Origin of the sequence: Polyangium spumosum (assembly GCF_009649845.1) — a bacterium.
Lineage (GTDB): Bacteria > Myxococcota_A > Polyangia > Polyangiales > Polyangiaceae > Polyangium > Polyangium spumosum.
This window is the reverse complement of record NZ_WJIE01000003.1, coordinates 389,612-407,296: the sequence shown is the minus strand read 5'-3', so window position 1 is coordinate 407,296 and position 17,685 is coordinate 389,612. Positions and strand designations below refer to the sequence as shown.

Genomic DNA, 17,685 nt, shown 5'->3' with positions numbered 1-17,685 from the left:
TCATGTCTACGCAAAGAACAGCCGAAGAGCTCAAGGCGGATCTGCTCGGCGCATTCGGTGAGACCCCGGGTGATCTCAAGGAAGGCGACTCGCTGAAGCTGCTCATCAGCGAGGTCCAGCCGGCGGCCGCGCCCGCGACGCCGGACCCCGGCGCGCTCACCCTCTCGGACGATTCGGGCGCCCTCGCCCCGCTCAAGTTCGACGATCGCAACGTCAACATCAACGACGGCGCGCGGTTCATGAACGACCTCGCGGCGCTGCTCGTCAACTGCAGCGACGAGCTCACGCTCTCGCGCGGCGACGACATCGATCCCTTGCACGCCTTCGCGAGTTATTCGAATGTCGTGGAGGCGATCGCGCTCGTCGCGCAGAAGGTCGACGAGAAGCTCGGCAAGCACCTCGACGACGTCTTCCACGACGACGATTTCCAGGCGCTCGAGTCGACGTGGCGGGGGCTGCACCACCTCGCGTCCGGCGTCGAGAGCGAGGACGTCATCATCGATTTCCTCGACGGGAGCAAGGCGGAGATCGGCGCCGACGTCATCGATCACGACACCGACATCTTCGGCGGCTCGCTCTTCAACAAGGTCTACATCCAGGAGTACGATCGGTACGGCGGAAAGCCCTTCGCCACGATGATCGGCCTCTACGAGTTCGACTCGTCGGACGAGGACATCGACTGGCTCAGGGCCATGGGCCGCGTGGCGAACGCCTCCCATTGCCCGTTCGTCTCCGCGGTCTCCCCCACGTTCTTCACGCCCTGCAAGACGATGCAGGAGGTCGCGGAGATCGGCGACCTCGAAGCGGTGCTCACGCACCCGCACTTCGGCAAATACAACGAGCTGCGCGACACCGACTATGCCGCGTACATCGGGCTCGTGCTGCCGCGGTACCTCCTGCGCCGCCCCTACGGCCACGCGTACAAGCTCGAGCCGGGCAACGCCGTGGGTTACAAGGAGACGGTTCATCCGGGCCGCACCGACGACGCGAGCAATTTCCTCTGGGGCAACGCGGCCATCCTCTTCGCGAAGAACATGGTCCGCTCCTTCGAGGGATCCGGCTGGGCCCAGCACATCCGCGGCCCGCGCGGCGGCGGCATCGTCGAGGGCCTCACGGTCTACACGTACGAGAAAAACGGCTACGAGAACGTGCAGCCGCCCGTGGAGATCGCGATCCCCGATTACCGCGAGCTGCAGTTCGCCTCGAGCGGCTTCATCCCGCTCGTGCACAAGAAGAACGAGTCGGTGGCCACGTTCTTCAGCTCGCAGTCGATCAAGAAGCCGCGCACCTTCGTGGAGGACCTGAGCACGAAGAACGCGCACCTCGTGACGAACCTCGCGTACACGTTCTCGATCACGCGCATCGCGCATTTCGTCAAGCGCATGATGCGCGAGTACATCGGCAGCACGGCCGACGGGACGTACATCCAGCAGGTGCTCGCCAACTGGCTCGGCGGCTACGTCACGACGGTCGTGAACCCGGACGACCTGACCTTGCGGTTCTATCCGTTCAAGGCCGTGAACGTCACCGTGGAGCCGAAGCCTGGTCCGTTCGGCTGGTACAAGTCGATCATCTCGGTCCTGCCGCACGCGCAATTCGAAGGAATGGACGTCGAGCTCCGGCTCGAAGCGGCCCTGGGCGGGCCCTGAGACGGGCGTAAAGGGCGACAAACCGTAGAAAGGATGAGCGGCCATGCCGGAATTTCGTAAAGTCCTCGACGTTTATCAGGGCTTCAACTACAAGAAGGACAAGCAGACGTCCGTCGGATTCATCACGGAGCTGAAGGTCGGCGACACGAAGCTCACCGCCGATCTCACGTGCAAGAACCCGATGAACCCGACCGAGGACCTCGCGGTCGTCGCGGTCCTCCGGGACATCCTCTGGGAGACGGGCGTCACCGACGCGGTGTATCTGACGGGGCAGGTCTCTGCGACCAACAAGCAGAGCATCGCGCTCTTGATCTACACGTCGATGACCAACGTGCTCGTCACGTTCCAGTTCTCGGTCTACGAGTACGACCCGGTGCAGAAGGAGTATTACCTCTGCTTCCACTCGAACTCGACGACCATGAACGGGATCCTCGAGAAGCGGGGCGACGACCTGAACCTCTCGGTCGCGGACGACGCCTCCACCGAGGTGCAGTCGCCCATCAACTTCACCTTCAACACCGGTATCAAGCCCCAGCCCTCGGCGCAGTCGCTCCAGGTCGCCGTCGGCAAGGGGAAGAACTTCGCCAAGCTCTGGGGCTTGGCGCAGAGCTAGCCGGGACGAACCGTGGCGGCGCTGGCACGGCCGAAATGGCGGATCGGGCAGGTCCTGCTCCCCGAGCATTTCCTCGGTCTCGAGGAGGCGCTCTCGGCCGAAGCCGCGCTGCGCGCGGGTCATATTGGTTTGCCCCTCACCGGGATCGCGCGCCTCGAATGGAACGGCGACGACCCCAGGAGCGGCGTGCTCTGGGTCTTTGGCCTCACGGCGGTCCTGCCGGACGGCTCCCTCGTCGACGTGCCGGGTAATGCCCGGCTCAGCGCGCCGCTCGATCTCAAGGCCGCCGGGAAGAGGCGCGTCGAGGTCTTCGCCCACGTATTGCCTCCGGACGACGAGGAGAGCGCGGAGGGGGCGCTCGAGCCGCCTTCCCCCAAGGAGATCCCGCGCGTCTCTCTTCGCGTCGTGCTCTCCTGCGAGCCGAGCATGGAGGGCAGCATGGGCCGGGCCGAGCTCGGCCAGTTCGAGCTCACGACCGGGGGCCAGTTCCGCCTCTCGCCCGATTTCATCCCGCCGCTCGTGCGGATTGGGCCCACGCCTTACCTCGCGCGGCGGCTCGAGCGCCTGCGCGGCGAGCTCGCCGAGATCGAAGGCGCGCTCGACGAGCTCGCGCTCGAGGCCATCGCGCAGGGCAACTCGGCGACGTCGCTCTTTCGGGTGCGCGTCGAGGCCCGCAAGCTCGGCGCGTTGCTCGGCGACATCGATCGCGGGCTGCACCTGCACCCGTATCCCGTGTATTCGGCGCTGCGCGGCTTCGCGCTGGAGCTCGGCCTGCTCGACGAGCGCTCCGCGCCGTTCTCGCCCCCTGCCTACGATCACCACGATCTCGCCCGCGTCTTCAACCTCGTGCTCGACGAGATCTCCGCGCGCGCCCGGGTGCCTCTGCCCGAGGAGCCCGCGATCTCGTTCGTCGCCGAGAATGGGCGCCTCGTCGCGGGGGATCTGCCGCAAGAGGCCCTCGGGGCCACCGAGCTTTACGTGGTGGTCCTCAAGCATCGCACCTCGGACAAACTCCCCCTCGAAGGCACCGTCCTCTCGAGCCCGGGGCGGCTTCGCCTCGTGCGTGAGCACGCGCTCCGGGGCATGCGGCTCGTGTCTTCGCCGAATCCGCCGTTTCGACACCGGTTCGGCGGGCCGGTGGATTTTTATCGGATCGCGGGGGCGGGCTCCGGGGCGGGCGAGGACGCGCGCGAGTGGGGGGCCGTGCTCCGGGAGAAGGCGATCTGTTTCCTCATGCCCAGGGAGCTCGAAGGCTTGTCGGTGCTGCTCTCCTGGAGGCGGTCGTGATAGAAGGGACCGCGGAGGAGGCCTTCGTTGTCGTTTTACGGCAAGCTCAAGGGCGATCACGAGCCCCGGCTGGAGAGCATCGCGCGCAACCTCGAGGCTTCGCTCAACGCGAAGGGCGGGTACGCCTCGCCGGTCGAGGTGTACGGGCTCGGCCGGTACGACGGCCATTTCGCGACGAAGCCCCTGCTCGACGAGCTCTGCGCCGAGATCCTCGGCGTCGTGCGGGCGTACGAGCCGCGCCTCTGCGAGCCGAAGCTCTCCTTGAGCGGCCGCGATCGGGGCCTCTGGGTGCGTTTCTCGCTCACCGGGCTCGTCGGGGGAAAACCCGTGACGTATCACGTGTTTTTTCACAGCGTCTTCCGGAACGTCTCCGTGCGCCGCGGGTAGGCCCTGCGGGGGGAGGGGGGCCTTGAGGGAGAACCTCGAGATCTCGCTTTCGCTCTCGGTGGGGGGGACGGCGCACGTGATCCCGGGCGGCAACGTGCGGGGTTTTTCCTTGCGGATGGAGGCGTGGGGCGTCTCCGGCTCGGTCGAGTTCGTCATGCAGGACGACTCGTCCTGGGGCGGGAAATACACGGACGACCTGCTCGCGGATTTCGTGAAGGCCGACCTCGGCGAGGTTTCGATCTCGATCAAGCCGGGGCACCTCGAGACCAGCACCGAGGCGGACGACGCGGAGCTCGCGACGAGCGGGATCGTGCTCGAAAAGTCGGTCCGCGAGGAGACGACGCAGCGGGTGATGGACGAGCCGGCGGTCCTCTTCCGGCGGTACCGCGTGACGTTCGTGGACCCGGCGCAGGCCCTCTGGAGGCAACATTTCCCCTGCGCGCTTTACACGCAGAAGTCGTTCAAGGACGTGATCGAGGCGCACAAGGGCGACAAGATCAGCCTGACCTACGACTGGGACGTCGTCACGACGACGGCCTCGCAGATCTTCTTCCACCTCGACCCCGCCGCGCGCTCGAGCTTCTACGACCTCGTGATCTGGTACGTCCGCCACCGAAATGGCGTGTTCACGTTTGATCACGCGGAGGGCACGTATTCGATCAAAGGCGCCAAGGACACGAGCGGGGAGGCAAAGGAGCTGCTCCTCGACGACCTCTCGGCCATGACCTCGTTGTTCCCCGAGGTCCCGCGGTACAAGCCGCGTGTCCTGAACTCCTGCACCGAGAGCACGGCGACGAACCTCATCGACAACACGAACGCGGCCACGGGTATGGTTCGCGATACCCTGCTCCGCACCCCGATCGCGCAGGACGTCGACGATCGGGTCACGCTGGAGACGGCGCGGCCCCTCCTGCCGAAGCGCGAGGTCGAGCTCTCGTTCCGGCGTTTCCCCACGGTGCCCGTCTCCCCCGGCAGCCTCGTCGACATCTCCACCACGGGCGGCCACAGCTCGAATTTGATCGCGGCGACCGAGTCGTTCCGGGTGATTCTCCTCTCGCTCGAGGCGCGCGCCGCCGACGACGGGCCCGAGCGCACCTACGGCGACACCCGGGCGAACTTCTCGCTCGAATGCACGGCGCGGCTCGAAGAGAAGAGCGAAGCGCGTGTCCGTTTGCCCTCGAGCGTGGATCCCCGCTTCCCCGGGTTTCTCGAAGGCAAGGTCGTGAGCGCGATCGGGGCGGACACCGACATCACGTACGATTTCGCGACGGACGCCGATACCTCGATCGATCAGTACACGGTCGAGATTCCGCTCTTCGAAGATCAGGAGATCAGCGCGCCGTACGAGCCGGAGAGCGGGGCGGGGAACCTGTACCTGCCGCTCTACAAGAACCAGCGCGTGCTCGTGGCCCTCGATTTCACGAGGTCCACGGTCGTCCGGATGATCGACTGGCGCGCCGAGGCGAAGGTGGCGAAGGACGGGCAGGGGCAGCACCTCTTCCTCGGGAAGACCTCGACGAACAACACCTCCGTGCTCCACGATTATCAGGACGACAAGCCCGTCCTGCGCGTGCTCCGCACGAACGACAAGGACACCGTGCTCCTCCGATTGGAGGAGGGCAAGATGACCCTCAAGGTCGAGGAGACGGAGGGGTAGCCCGTCATGCCGCTCGTCTGCACCATCGAGATGGACAAGGCGGCGGGGATCACCCTCACGGTGGTGAACGCCGACGCCAGCATCACGCAGACCATCGTGATGGACGGGACCAAGATCGAGATCAAGGTCGCCGGCGATTCGGCCACGAGCACGATCACCCAGACGTCGGAGAAGATCGCGATCGCCTGCAAGCAATTCGAGGTCACGGCCGACGAGACGATCACCATGACCTCCACGAAGGCGTCGAGCTTCACGAGCCAGGACACGTTTTTGGTGCAGAGCACGAAGGACGCGACGATCACCTCGGACGCGAACGTGGCCATCTCGGGGGCGCAAGACGTGACCGTGGAGGGGACGACGAAGGTCGGCCTCACGGGCGCGAGCACGAATACGCTGACGCTCGAGAGCGCGGGCGCGTCGCTGAAGACGACGGCGACGCTCTCGCTCGAAGGGACGACGCAGATCTCGGCGAAGGGCGCGATGATCGAGGCCAAGGCCGACGGAATGATGAACCTCGAATCGTCGGGGATCGCGACCCTCAAGGGCAGCATGACGAACGTGCAGGGAAACCTGGTGAACCTCGGATAGGAGGGGACGATGGCAGAGGCCGAGACCTTGAATGCGCTCTTCCTCGAGGAGCTCTCCGCGCTCGACGCCTTCGCCGCGCGCCGCGAGGCGGAGGGCGCGCTCTCGCTCGGGGCCGAAGATCCCGACGTGCGCCGGATCCTCGAAGCGCAGGCCTTTTTCTCCGCGCGGACCCGCGCCGCCGCCCAGCGGGCCACGGCCGCCGCCGTGCGGCGTATCGCGGCCGGCACCCTCGACGAATTGCTCGTCTCGTCGCCCGCGTCGATGATGGTCGAATGCGTGGCCTCCGAGGAGCGGGTCGAGCCCGCGATCCTGCCGCGCGGCACGCTCCTGCGCGCCGTCTCGGCCGAGGGCAAGGTGGGGCTCTTTTCGATGATGCGGCCCCTCCCGATCCTGCCGATCGACGTCGCGGGCGCGCGGCTCGTCGAGCAGAACCGGCGGCTCTACGTGCGCATCCGCCTCCGCGCGCGGCGCTCCTGGAAAAACCCGGCCGCGCTCTCCTTTTACGTGAGGCGCCTCGACGATTACCGCGCCTCGCTCGCGCTCCACGACGCGCTCTCTCGCCACCTCGTGCGCGCCTTCGCCGTGGCGACGGCGGACGGGCCGGAGATCACCTGCCGCGCCTCCTTCGGGCCCCCGCGCGGGAGCGCCCTCGAGGACGGCGACGACCGCGGCCCGCTCGCCCGCATTCGATCGTTTTTCCACCTCCCCGAGCAGGAGCTCTTCGTGCAGGTCGAGGTGCCGCCGATGCGCGCGGCCTGGGACACGCTCGACCTCTTCCTGGAGCTCGACGAGGAGTTCCCCACGAGTTTGTCGGTCTCGAACGATACCTTCCGCCTGCACGTCGTGCCCGTGGAGAACGCGTGGGTCGATTTCGCCGAGCCGATCCTCTGGGACGGGACACGCGTGGCGGCGCCCGTGCGTTCTCCCTCGCCGCTGCTCGAAGGCGTGGAGCCCTCGGGGGTGCGCGGGGTCTACAAGGCCACGGATCGCGGGCTCGTGCCGCTCCTGCCGGCGGCGCTCGCCGCGGACGGGGATACCTACGAAATCGAGGAGGGGGACGGGACGACCACGCTCCGGCTCTCGATCGACGGCGCCTTCGAAGCGCCTCGCAAGGTGCTCGCGGAGGCGCGTTTTTCGCAGCCGGTGCTCTGGTCGGCGTCGCCGGGCAAGCTCGCGCTCGGCCTGCAGACGCGGCATTTGCCGGGCGTATCGTTCCGGCTCGTGGGCAACATGCGCGCGCCTTCGGAGAGCCCGCTCGTGCACGATCCGGCGCGCACGCTCGACGTGCTCTCGCTGCGCATGCGCCCGGCCCTCGGGCGGCGGGACCTCGTGGGGATGCTGGAGATCCTCGGCGCGAGCGGGGACGGGCCGTATCGAGGTTTCGCGCACCTCGTCGACGAGCTCGATTCACGCGAGGCGCCGGATCCGGCCCGGCGCGCGGGCGGAATCCGGCGCGTCTACAAGCTCGCGGTGAAGCAGCGTAGCCCCGAGGAGGCGCCGCTCGTGCGCAGGCTCGCGGCGCAGGTCGCCGCATTGCTCGACGCCTGGACCGAGGAGCCCGTGGACGTGGAGATCACGACGCGCCCCGTGACGGGCCAGCGCGCGCTCGCCGGAGCAAAACCATGAGCCAAACGGGCACGCTCGAACCCCGCGCGTTCGCCGAGGTCGTCGCCTGCATCGAGGATACCGGGCGCATCGTCGACGCGGCCGTGCGCAACCACAAGACCCGCGACGTCGAGGCGCTCCGCGGAAAGCTCCGGCGCAGGCTCGACGATCTCGACACGAAGCTCGACAAACTCGTCTCGCCCGCGACCCTGGAGGCCGTGCTCGTCCCGCTCGTGGTTTTCCTCGACGAACGCGTGCAGACGCGGCTCGCGCGTGAGGGAGATCCGGAGAGCCCGCCGTGGCCGCTCCTCCAGTGGGATCTGCTCGGCGAGACCGACGGCGGCGACGAGTTCTTCGAGCGCGCGGCGTTGCTCGTCCCCGAGAGCAAGCCCGAGCCGCTCGTCGTCGCGACCTACCTGCATTGCCTCGAATCTGGCTTCGTGGGGCGCCATTTCGACGATCCGCAGGAGATCCGCGCGTGCAAAGAGAGGCTCTCGCGGTGCCTGCCGCGGGGCGACGCCCCGGCCGGCGCGAGCGCCGCCCCCACGGTCCGGGCCCGGGCCGCGCTGCGGTACGGGCTGCTCGCGCTGGGCGTGGCGGCCGGCTTTCACGCGGTTTTTGCCCTCGTCGCCCTTCTGTGGTGAACTGCCGGGGCAATGGCGTCCGGAGACAAGGAACGTGAGGCGCAATCCTCGCTGCTCGCGCGATGGCGAGCGAGCGGGCGCCGTCCGTCCGCGCCTCCGCCGCCGCCATGCGCCCCGGCCCTCGCTGCGCCCCGCTCGCCGCCTCCGCCGGACGCGGCGGCCCTGCTCGCGTCCATCGAGGCCGCCGCCGCGGGCGTCGTACCCGAGACCGTGCTCGCGCCCTTCGTAAAACCCCTCCGCGAGGCCCTCGCCTCGCCCCCCGACGAGCGGGACCCGGAGGCGCTCGCGCTCGCCTTCGATCGGCTGGAGGATGTGCTCGAGGCTTTTTTCTTCGCCGGGCCACGAAGCCCTGCGGGGGGTTAAGGCGGCGAGGAGGCGCGCGTCATGCAGCAAGCCGCAGCGCAGGCCGCTTCCTTGAGCCCCTGGGTGATCGCCGCGATCGCCCTCGTGGGGGTCTTGCTGCTCGTCGTCGGCACTTTTTTGTTCCTGCGCGCGCGCAAGAAATCCGGCGAGGAGGCGCCCAGGTTGCCTTCGCCGCGCTCGCTCGGCCGGGTATGGGGCGATTTCGTGCGCCGGCTGCCGGAGAGCGTGCAGGGCGCGCCGATCGTCGTGGTGCTCGGGGAGCGTCGGGCGGGCAAGACGAGCGCGATTCAGGCGGGGCTCGCGCGCTCCGGGTCGGCCTCGCAGGTCGCGCCGAGTGATACCTCGGACGCGCGCCTCTCGATGTTCGCGGGGCAGCACGCGCTCGTGCAGGAGATCAGCGGCGAGCTGCTCGAAGACACGCGGCCCGAGGCGCGCGCTTCGTTATCGGACCTCTGGAAGCCGGTCGCGCTCCGGGTGCCGGTCGTGCTTTTCGTGATCGACGCGCGCTCGACGTCATTCACGCCCGCGGGCCTCCGGCGCCTCGGCGCGCTCGGGCGGGACGTCGTCGACAGGCTCACGTCGCTTCGTCGCGGGCGCGCGCCGCGGGTGCGGGTCGTCCTCTCGCACCTCGACGAGCGCCTCGACGGGTTTGTCCCGCTCGCGCGGGTGGCCGAGGACGAGGGCCACGCGGCGCAGACGTTGAAACCTGCGGGCCGGCGCGCGGCGGACCTCGAGGTCCTGCTCGCGCCGCTCGAGCCGTGTTTGTCCTCCGCGATCAAAACGCTCCCGGCTGCGCAGACGGCGGCGGTGACGAAGCTGCTCGCGGGCGGCGGGGGGAGCGTGTTCGCGGCGCTCGAGCCGTTCCTGGATGCGCTCGTCGGGAGCGCGACGCAGGTGGCGACGCCGGCGCTCGACGGGATCGTGGTGGCGGGTTTGCCCGAGGGCGCGGACGCGGGGATGGTGGGCGAGCCGCTCGGCCTCGACGCGCAGGTGGTGCAATCCGATTTTCATGCCCACGAGCAGCGGCGGACGCTCGGGGCGCTCGTCGTCGGGGCCTCGATCGCGGGCCTCATCGGCGGGCTTTATCTGTGGCATTGGCAGGACGTGAAGGCCGCGCCCGGCGCGGTGGAGAACTTCCTCCTGCTGCGCCCGCCGCGTCATGCGGCGCTCGACGGCGCCGAGGAGAAGGCCGGCGAGGCGCTCCGGGCCGCGCTCCGGCCGCGCTGGTGGCCCTTGCGATGGGCGTACCCGAACAAAAAAGAAGAGATCGACAGGCCGAAGACCGAGCGGGACGGAGGGGGCGCACGCGAGAGGTTCCTCCAGAAGATCCGCGACGTGTATCTCCTGCCGGCGGCGAAGGAACCTTCGCTGCCGGTGCGGCTTTACGCGGTGGCGCTCCTCCGCGCCTCGGAGGCGAACGATCTCGGCGAGCTCGCGCTGAATGAAAAAGAGACGTTCGCGCGGGTGCTCGGGGTGCCGGGGGGCGTGGTCGACGATTACGTGACGTTCTCCTATTCGCCCTGGCGAGGAGCGATCGAGGGGCTCGACCAGGGCATTCCGCGCGGGGACTGGGACGGGTTCCTCGGCTCGCTCGACGAATCCTTGAAGAAGGGCGCGGTCCCGCCGGAGGAGATCGGGGCGCTGTCCGAGAGCGCGCGCCGGCTCTCGGACGCGCTCGCGGGCGTGGACGACGCGCCCTCGCAGAAGGAGCTCGAGTCATTGCTCCGCGCGGAGAGCCCGGAGGACGCTTCCAGCCTGCTCGGCCCCGGCGGCAGCCACCAGATCCCGGACTGGGCGCAGCAGAGGAGCGAGGAGCTCGAGGGGCTCTTCGGCGAGGTGGACGGCTCGAAGGTGGAGGTGCCGAGCGCGGAGAACCGGACGCTCCGGCAGATCGTGACGGACCTCGAGGGGATGAAATGCCCCGCGGGGGACGCGGCCTCGAAGGAGACGTTTTCGATCGACAAGAACCGCGTCTATCGCGCCGAGGACTGGGACAGGCTCGTCGCTTCGAGCAAGTCGAGCGCGTACGTGAAGGCGTTCGTCGACGACGTCCGGGCGAAGCAGCGCTCACCATTCTTCGGGCCAAACCAGGTCTTCCCGGCGGTGGGCGCGAGCGACATGCCGGGGCGCGGGCCGAGCCGGCCTTTGCCGGGCCTCTACACGGCGCGGGCCGTGAACGACGAGCTCGTCCCCGCGTTCACGAAGCTCGACGGGGCGCTCACGGCGGCGTGTGTCGCGCAGGCCCAGCGTGACGAGCTCGCGCGGCTCGTGCGTGACGGGATGGATCAGTACGCGACGGCCTACCAGAGCGCGCTCTTCGCCTACGTGCAGGGCTTCGGGTTCTCGTCGGGCTCGCTCGCCTCGCTCCGCACCGATCTGCAGGACATGGCCACGCCAAACTCGTGGTTTGGCCAGTTCTGGACCACGGTGGCGGAGAACGCGGCCGTCGATCCGGGCAATGACCCGAACCTCATGATCCTGCGTAATGCGCTCCGCTCGTTTGATGCGATCGTGGCGCTCCAGCCCGAGAAGGGCAAACCCGTCAACCTCGAGAAGTATTATGCGATCCTGACGCCGCTCATCGCCTCGCTGGAGGACGGGCCGCTCGCGGCGGCGGGGGCGCCGCTCGGGGACCGCTTGCCGCTCGTGGGAAAGCTCGGTTTGTCCCTGCTCGACCCCGACCCGAAGCACCCGATGCCGCAGGTGAAGGCCTGGCTCGACGCGGCGAAGATCCCGGGCGGCGACATGCGCAGGCCCTTCCTCCTGCCGATGAACCAGGTCTACGAGTATGCCCTGACGAACGTCGAGAAGGCGGTCGACAAGATTTACAAGGGCGAGATTCGCCCGCTCGCCGCGCCGCTCTGGGCGCGTTTCCCGTTCCTGCCGACGGCGAAGACGGACGCGCCGCCGGGCGAGGTCGACGCGGTCTTCGGCGCCAAGGGCACGATGCGCCTCGCATTTAATGACGGCGTGGCGCCGGCCGCGCGGCGGAGCGACGGCGGGGCGTGGGTGGCGAAGCGCCCGCTCGATTATCGCGCCGTGGCGCTCCCGAAGGAGGCGCTCGAGGCCGGCGGTTGGCTCGACGGACTCTTGGGGCTGCTCTGGGACGAGGCGGGCAAGGCGAAGGCGCTCGCGCTCTCCGTGCGGCCGCTGCCCCTGCCCAAGGTGGAGCGGGATGATCGGGTGGCCGTGACGATGTCCTCGCTCAGCGCGGGCGAGACGACCGTCGCGGGCTTCAATCAGGCGCCGGCCTGGAAACCCTTGCCCGTGATATGGTCGACCTCGACGCCGGCCGTGGTCAGCGTGGAATGGACCGACCTCGCGAGCGGCGGGAAGACGTCGCGGTCGCAGGAGGGGACGGGCGAGTTCTGGCAGGCGCTCCGGCTCGTCTGCGAGGCGCCGGCGTCGTGGCGGGGCGCGACGCTTTCGTGGATGCTCGGCGCGCGTGTGGCCTTCGACGTCTCGTCGGATCCGTGGGAGGTGCTCCTGCCGCCGCCGAACCGCGCCTCTCGTTGCCCCTCGCGCCCGCCGCCCCCCAAGGCCGCGGCCACGCAAAGTGGACAGGCCACCGGCCCTGGTTGATACTGCGCTCGTGGCAGGACACGCCGCTCTTTGTGTCACGATCGCGCTCCTCGCCTCGGCGCTCGGGGCGGGGTGCGGGTCGTCGACGAGCTCGCAGATGGTGCTCACGCTCCGCACGGCGGCGGACGCGAATGGCGCCCGCTCGGTCTACGTGCTCGCGCGCGCGATCGACGAGAAACATTTTGGCGCGGAGTCGTACGAGTCGGTGGTCTCGCGGGTGACGTCGCCGGACGAGTCGGTGCAATCGGCGGTCGTGGTGCTGCCCGGGCAGACGAAGGTGGTGAAGGTGCCGGTGCCGGAGAAGGGGACGCTCGCGATTTACGCGCTCCTCGAGCGGCCGGACCGCGACGCGTGGCGGATGCTTTTATCGTCGCCGCCGCCGGAGAAGCTCGAGGTCCGGATCGAGCGCAGCCGGCTCTGCCGCGTCGAGAAGGCGGGTGAGACGTGTGTGCCTGCGGTGGAGTGAAGTGAGGGCGCGGCGCCGGCGCGCCGCCTGAAGGAGGCGGGCGCCGGCGCGTTATCGACTGGGATCAGCCGTCGTTCCGGTTCATCTCGTTCTCCGGCTCGGCCGTCTCGCCCGATTTCGCGCGGGTGGCGGCGCTCTTCTGGGCGGGGCCATATTGATAGGTGAAGAGGTCCTCGAGCGGGCCGAGGATCTCCGGGCCCATCGGGTCGCGCTGGCCGCGCCGCCGCGCCTGCGAGGCGATTTCGCCGAGCAGCAAGGCGAGATCGTGGCCCCGCGAGGCGCGGGTCTCGATGAGCATCTCGGTGAGCTTCTCCGCCGCGGGCACCATCGCGTCGAGCCGCCCGTGCTCGTCGGCGATATCGAGGGCGCGCTGCACGTCCCCTGCATTGAGGCCCGCGCGGTCGATCTGCGCCGGGGTGAGCTTCCTCAGATTGGCGATCGCCTTCCCGACGCCCTCGCGAATCTTGATGAACTTGAACATCTGCTCGGGGTTCACATCAACGAGGATGAGGTCGGTCGCGTCGATGTGCTTGTCGCCGGGGAGGGGGTTCTTGGGATCACTCATGGTCGGCCTCCAATGGGGTCGTTCGGGTTTGTCGTGTGGCGCCAGACGGGAGAGGTCCCGTCTCGTGCGCCGTGCCCAGATGTATTGCACGGGGTATGCCAGGGCCGAGGCGAGGGCGCGCGGAGAGGTCACGCGCGAGCGAGGCGAGGGTCTCGCGGGCGCGTCTCGGAGGCGCGTGGGCGCAAGAAAACGACGCGCGGGCAGGAGGCGAAGGCGCGCGCGCGTGACGTCGAGGCGCGCGCGCGTGACGTCGAGGCGCGCGCGCATGACGTGGAGATCGTTCGGGAATGTCGTGAAGGCGCGCGCGCGTGACGCGAGGTCGCGCGGGCAAGACCCGGAGACACGCGCGCGGGACCTGGAGACGTGCGCGCGAGACCTTCAGGTCTCGTGCAGGCGACCTGGAGACGCGCGCACGAGACCTTCGGGTATCGTGCAGGTGGTGAAGAAGCTCACGAGACGCGCGAGAATTTGTCCGGACATCTTCGGAATTTGTCCGGATTTGTCCGGATTTGTCCGGATCGTGTGGGCGGGGGTACGTGCGGAGGTGGCGGGTGGGGTCAGACGTCGAAGAAGGGCAGCTCGCCGATGAAGTCGAGCTTGCCCACGTCCACGCCGTTGTGGCGGAGGATCGCGTAGGCGGTGGCGGCGTGGAAGTAGAAGTTCGGCAGGGCCATCTTGACGAGGAAGTCGAGCCCCTTCAGGCCCTTGCCCGGCATGAACGGCAGGACGATGGTGCGGGCCTCGGCGCCTTCGAACTGCGCGGGCTCGAGGGTCTTCAGCCAGGCGATCGTCTTGTCGAGGCGGGCGCGCACCTCCTCGACGGTCTTTTCATTGTCCTCGAAGACGGGCGGCGTCACCCCGGCGAGGCGCGCGGCCGTGAACTTGGCCCCGTCGCTGATGGACTGAAACTGCCGCACGAGGGGATACTGATCCGGCGCGAGGCGCGCGCCGAGCAGCACGTCGATGTCGAACTTCTTCTGCTCGGCGAGGGCCTGGGCCTTGTCGAGCCATTTCCGAGCCTGGCCGACGGTCTGGATGAGCTGCGGAACGAAGGGATCGTAGAGGTTCATGAGGGTCTCCTTGGTCGAGGGGGAACGGGTGTAGCACGAGCGGACGGTATGCCAAAGGCGGGAAGGGAGGCGGGGGGCGGGGAGGAGCTTGGGGTGGGGATGGCGCGGGGGCGGTCGGGGTTGGTGCAGGCGTTCGCGACACCCCGTCTTGTCCGTAAACCTTCAGAGGACCGGACGGGATTCAGGTGGCTGAGGAATTCCGTTGCAGCCATAGACTGTAAATTCTAATTCGATGCGGTATTCAACTAATATCTTCAGGAAATCGACGTCGGCGTGAATGCAAAAATATGGATTGGGGGCCATGTCGTCAGGATCGATGGCAACGTCTACGCTGACGTTGCCGCCGCAGTTTGCTACTCTTCGGATTGGCTCCGAGCAATCGGTGACAAACTGAACGATCGCGCGTTGGTGGCCTTTCCAGGACGGATCGGCCGAAATGTCGCATACAACAACGCCGTCCCTCGGTCGTCGCTCGGCCCTCACATCGGGTCGGATACGCTGAATGTCTTTGAGTACCGCCTGAATGCTTTCGAAGTGCGCCGGTGGCCCGGCTACGCGCATCACTGTGTACATCATTCCCTCCTGGCCGTCGTGAACACCCCTGGCTGATCCGGATCGTCCACGCGCGCCGTACGGGTGTCCAGCAGGAGATGCAGGTAGCCCTCCGCTCCGCCGGGCGGGGTGACCTCGAACCCGAGCGGCGTCCAGTGGTCGATGCTCCAGGCACGGGACCCCCCGCGGTTTTTGCTAAAGGTCGTCGGGGTCGGGTTCCCCGTCGTGGTCGTAGTCAAGCTCTGCTTCAAGCCGATAATCGTCCGCTACACGCCACTCGGTGCCGTCGTACTCGAGCGTCCCCGAGATCTCGGCAGTGATCGCATTGCCGCATGCGACGTGATCAGGCTCTTGGTCTCCAGAAAAGTGTGCCTGTGCGCGAAACGGGATCCGAGGCACGTTGAGCTCCAGCGGTCCAACGCTGAGAACATCCAGCTGATCCAAGTAGTATCCCGAGGCGTTGGTTTCGGCCATTAGTCCTGTAATGGTATCGTTCTCATCGACAAGACGCATTGCGAACCGCTCGACGACCTCTTCCGCAAGCTGTTCAAGGTCGACCTCTAATTCCTGTTGAACGACCTCTTGTTGTTCGCTTGTCGGTTCGAGCGCTGTTGCGGGGGTTATGCTCCCGAAGAACGCCTCAGCCCACTCCGGGAAACGCTGAACGTCCTTCTGCCGTATCCAGGTGGATGCCACCATGCCCTCCGCGGGCGGAAGCTGCGCCATCGCCTCGGCGGTAGCGTCGCTGGCGCTCCACCACCCGCCAACGAGACGGTCCAGCGATTCGATACGAAGGTAGAAGTAGCCGGCGATCGCGTCGTTGAACCAGCGGTATCGCCCGAATAAAGATCCATTCTCGATCCGCAAGGAATGGTACTCGCCGGTGAGTTTGTTACCGGTACCATAGGAATATGGGCAACGGAGTTCGCCTCGCACCATCCGCATGCAGTAGGTTGACCCTGACTCCACGTTTACCCATAGCCCTTCCAGCGCTTTCAACTCGCTGATACTCGCGACGCCCACCCCTGCCCCTGGCGTACGTGCGCTTTCAACTTTGGGCGCGACCGCTGTAATCGACGCCAGGATTTCGCGGATACTGCCAGTTTGAAAGGCGAGTTGTTCCTTTTGAACCCCGAGCTGTTCCTTCAAATGAGCGATTTCCTGAATGACCGAAGCCATCTCGGGCCCCTGTTGCTTTTGAGGAGCCCCGACCGCCGCTCGGCTTGGAAATGAAAAATTCCTCCACTCCTCGGTCACAAACCTATAGAGGAACTGCGCAGCAATGAAGGCAGCATAAGGCTGCCATGAATCGGTCTTGTTCGCTGCGAAGTCGCTGATCGCTTTGACGCACAGGAACCACGGTTTGGGCGTGCAAGCGTACTGACAAGCGAGATGGATGCCGTGCGCCTCCATGTCGATGCCAATGAGCTTGCGCCAGTGCTCCACGATGTCGGTGAGCGGCTTCTTCGAGTCAAGGACTGCGGAGCCCGAGCCCATCGGGCCGATGTGGATCTCGAGCGAAGTCCTGGGCTTGTCGCTGCGCCATGCCTGACGAATGGTGTCAACGTGCCGGCGTTGTCGCTTCCAATCCTGCAAGCGTGCAGTGAGGCGCGGCTCGATCGCGAGAGGTTTCGGATCAGGTTTGAGCTTCAGGCCGTCGCCATCCGAGAAAAGCTTGCCGGAGCCGTAATCGAAGGTCGTGTCCGGTGCGAGTATATCGCCGAAGCCTTGCTTTGCCTCATCAGCGCCCGCCGCAATTCCAACCATTGCGACCAGATTCGGAGCGAAGTGCAATATCATCTTCGTGGCTAGCACGGCAGAGTCCGGCATACCCATTTGCGGCGCCGCCGCGGCAACGACCCGGAGCGGTGCGCCGTCCGTGCGGACAAAGGTCGTCTGATAGTAAGTCGCAGGATCATTGTCAAAATGAAGAGGCTGCCAGGGCGTCACTCCAGTGTCAAGGACGCAGTCGAGTTCCTTCTCGTTCAGCGCGCAGACGATGGCGATATCGAAAGAATCCATTGGGTCGGCTTGGTCGGGCAATGTTGTGGTCTGTTCGTCGAACGGGCTCGCAATAGGGGTTTGGTTTGCCACTATGAGCTTTTCGACATAATCGACACCTTCCACGGTGATCGCGACGATCATACCGGTACCACGCGTTTTCACCCACCTCTGCTGCTGGAAGTAGTGCCAGGCCGCCTTGATCTCTTCGTAAGGTATCGATTCACGCTCCCCGACCTCCTTGAGGTCAACCGCGCAGGCGAGGTTGCCTCCGCGCGCGGCTTCGTACAGGGCTCCGATGAGTCGATCTCGCAGGATTCTGCGCTGCTCGATTTTCTTGGCGTCCACGGCAGTGTCCCGATTGATCAGCTTACCCGAACAGAAGGCCAGAACGCACGCCGGTTCCTCGTGCGGAGCGCACCGCCGCGCTCAAGGTGGTTTTTCGCACAGGTCGCGCTGTTCCACAAGACGGATGGGGGGCAGGGCGCGTCGATGGTAGGTGCAAGGAGCGTGCAGCGGCTGGTCAGGGATGCCTCTCCGCCGCCTCAGGCGAAGGGTTCGGCAGAACCTTGAACACCCCTGGCTGATCCGCACCATCCACGCGCGCCGGGCGGGTCTCCAGGAGGAGATGCAGGTAACCCTCGGCTGCGCCGGGC

15 protein-coding genes are annotated in these 17,685 nt (G+C 67.1%); 11 read left to right on the top strand and 4 right to left on the bottom strand.

Annotated features, from left to right (window positions below; translation table 11 throughout):
* Positions 1-2 precede the first annotated feature (2 nt).
* The 11 genes from tssC to GF068_RS11640 are packed head-to-tail and all read left to right on the top strand — an operon-like array spanning position 3 to position 12,841.
* Entirely contained in the window at positions 3-1,649 is a 1,647-nt protein-coding gene (tssC, locus tag GF068_RS11690; RefSeq protein WP_153819448.1) for a type VI secretion system contractile sheath large subunit, read from the top strand.
* A gap of 43 nt (positions 1,650-1,692) precedes the next feature.
* The gene (locus GF068_RS11685) at positions 1,693-2,262 is read left to right on the top strand and encodes a hypothetical protein (protein WP_153819447.1); all 570 of its coding nucleotides are present in this window, start codon (positions 1,693-1,695) and stop codon (positions 2,260-2,262) included.
* A gap of 12 nt (positions 2,263-2,274) precedes the next feature.
* A complete protein-coding gene (gene tssK, locus GF068_RS11680) occupies positions 2,275-3,549 on the top strand; it encodes a type VI secretion system baseplate subunit TssK (RefSeq protein ID WP_153819446.1) in 1,275 nt (424 codons plus the stop codon).
* A gap of 27 nt (positions 3,550-3,576) precedes the next feature.
* Complete coding sequence (locus GF068_RS11675) at positions 3,577-3,936, top strand: GPW/gp25 family protein (protein ID WP_153819445.1); 360 nt, start codon at positions 3,577-3,579, stop codon at positions 3,934-3,936.
* A gap of 22 nt (positions 3,937-3,958) precedes the next feature.
* Positions 3,959-5,593, top strand: coding sequence for a hypothetical protein (locus tag GF068_RS11670; protein ID WP_153819444.1), 1,635 nt, complete (start codon positions 3,959-3,961; stop codon positions 5,591-5,593).
* A gap of 6 nt (positions 5,594-5,599) precedes the next feature.
* Positions 5,600-6,181, top strand: a complete 582-nt coding sequence (locus GF068_RS11665) for a hypothetical protein (RefSeq protein ID WP_153819443.1) — start codon at positions 5,600-5,602, stop codon at positions 6,179-6,181.
* 9 nt (positions 6,182-6,190) lie between these two features.
* The gene (locus GF068_RS11660; protein ID WP_153819442.1) at positions 6,191-7,807 is read left to right on the top strand and encodes a type VI secretion system baseplate subunit TssF; all 1,617 of its coding nucleotides are present in this window, start codon (positions 6,191-6,193) and stop codon (positions 7,805-7,807) included.
* A complete protein-coding gene (locus tag GF068_RS11655) occupies positions 7,804-8,430 on the top strand; it encodes a DotU family type IV/VI secretion system protein (protein ID WP_153819441.1) in 627 nt (208 codons plus the stop codon). The genes GF068_RS11660 and GF068_RS11655 overlap by 4 nt, the downstream gene beginning before the upstream one ends.
* Before the next feature lie 12 nt (positions 8,431-8,442).
* The gene (locus GF068_RS11650) at positions 8,443-8,793 is read left to right on the top strand and encodes a hypothetical protein (protein ID WP_153819440.1); all 351 of its coding nucleotides are present in this window, start codon (positions 8,443-8,445) and stop codon (positions 8,791-8,793) included.
* A 21-nt stretch (positions 8,794-8,814) separates the two neighbouring features.
* A complete protein-coding gene (locus GF068_RS11645) occupies positions 8,815-12,375 on the top strand; it encodes a type VI secretion system membrane subunit TssM (RefSeq protein WP_153819439.1) in 3,561 nt (1,186 codons plus the stop codon).
* A gap of 10 nt (positions 12,376-12,385) precedes the next feature.
* Positions 12,386-12,841 (top strand): hypothetical protein, encoded by a 456-nt coding sequence (locus tag GF068_RS11640; protein WP_153819438.1) that lies wholly within the window; start codon positions 12,386-12,388, stop codon positions 12,839-12,841.
* 64 nt (positions 12,842-12,905) lie between these two features.
* Here the strand turns inward: GF068_RS11640 and GF068_RS11635 are convergent, their stop codons facing one another.
* The 4 genes from GF068_RS11635 to GF068_RS11620 all read right to left on the bottom strand — a co-directional run bounded on the left by GF068_RS11635 (position 12,906) and on the right by GF068_RS11620 (position 17,377).
* Positions 12,906-13,406, bottom strand: coding sequence for a hypothetical protein (locus GF068_RS11635; protein WP_153819437.1), 501 nt, complete (start codon positions 13,404-13,406; stop codon positions 12,906-12,908).
* A gap of 557 nt (positions 13,407-13,963) precedes the next feature.
* Positions 13,964-14,476 carry a DUF1993 domain-containing protein gene (locus GF068_RS11630; RefSeq protein ID WP_153819436.1) on the bottom strand — a complete coding sequence of 171 codons (513 nt, stop codon included), beginning with the start codon at positions 14,474-14,476 and terminating at the stop codon, positions 13,964-13,966.
* Positions 14,477-14,638: 162 nt separating this feature from the next.
* Positions 14,639-15,040: a hypothetical protein gene (locus tag GF068_RS11625; RefSeq protein ID WP_153819435.1), complete on the bottom strand. Its 402-nt coding sequence runs from the start codon at positions 15,038-15,040 to the stop codon at positions 14,639-14,641.
* 183 nt (positions 15,041-15,223) lie between these two features.
* On the bottom strand, positions 15,224-17,377 hold the full coding sequence (locus tag GF068_RS11620; RefSeq protein ID WP_153819434.1) for a 5'-methylthioadenosine/S-adenosylhomocysteine nucleosidase family protein: 2,154 nt from the start codon (positions 17,375-17,377) through the stop codon (positions 15,224-15,226).
* Between the last annotated feature and the right edge of the window lie 308 nt (positions 17,378-17,685).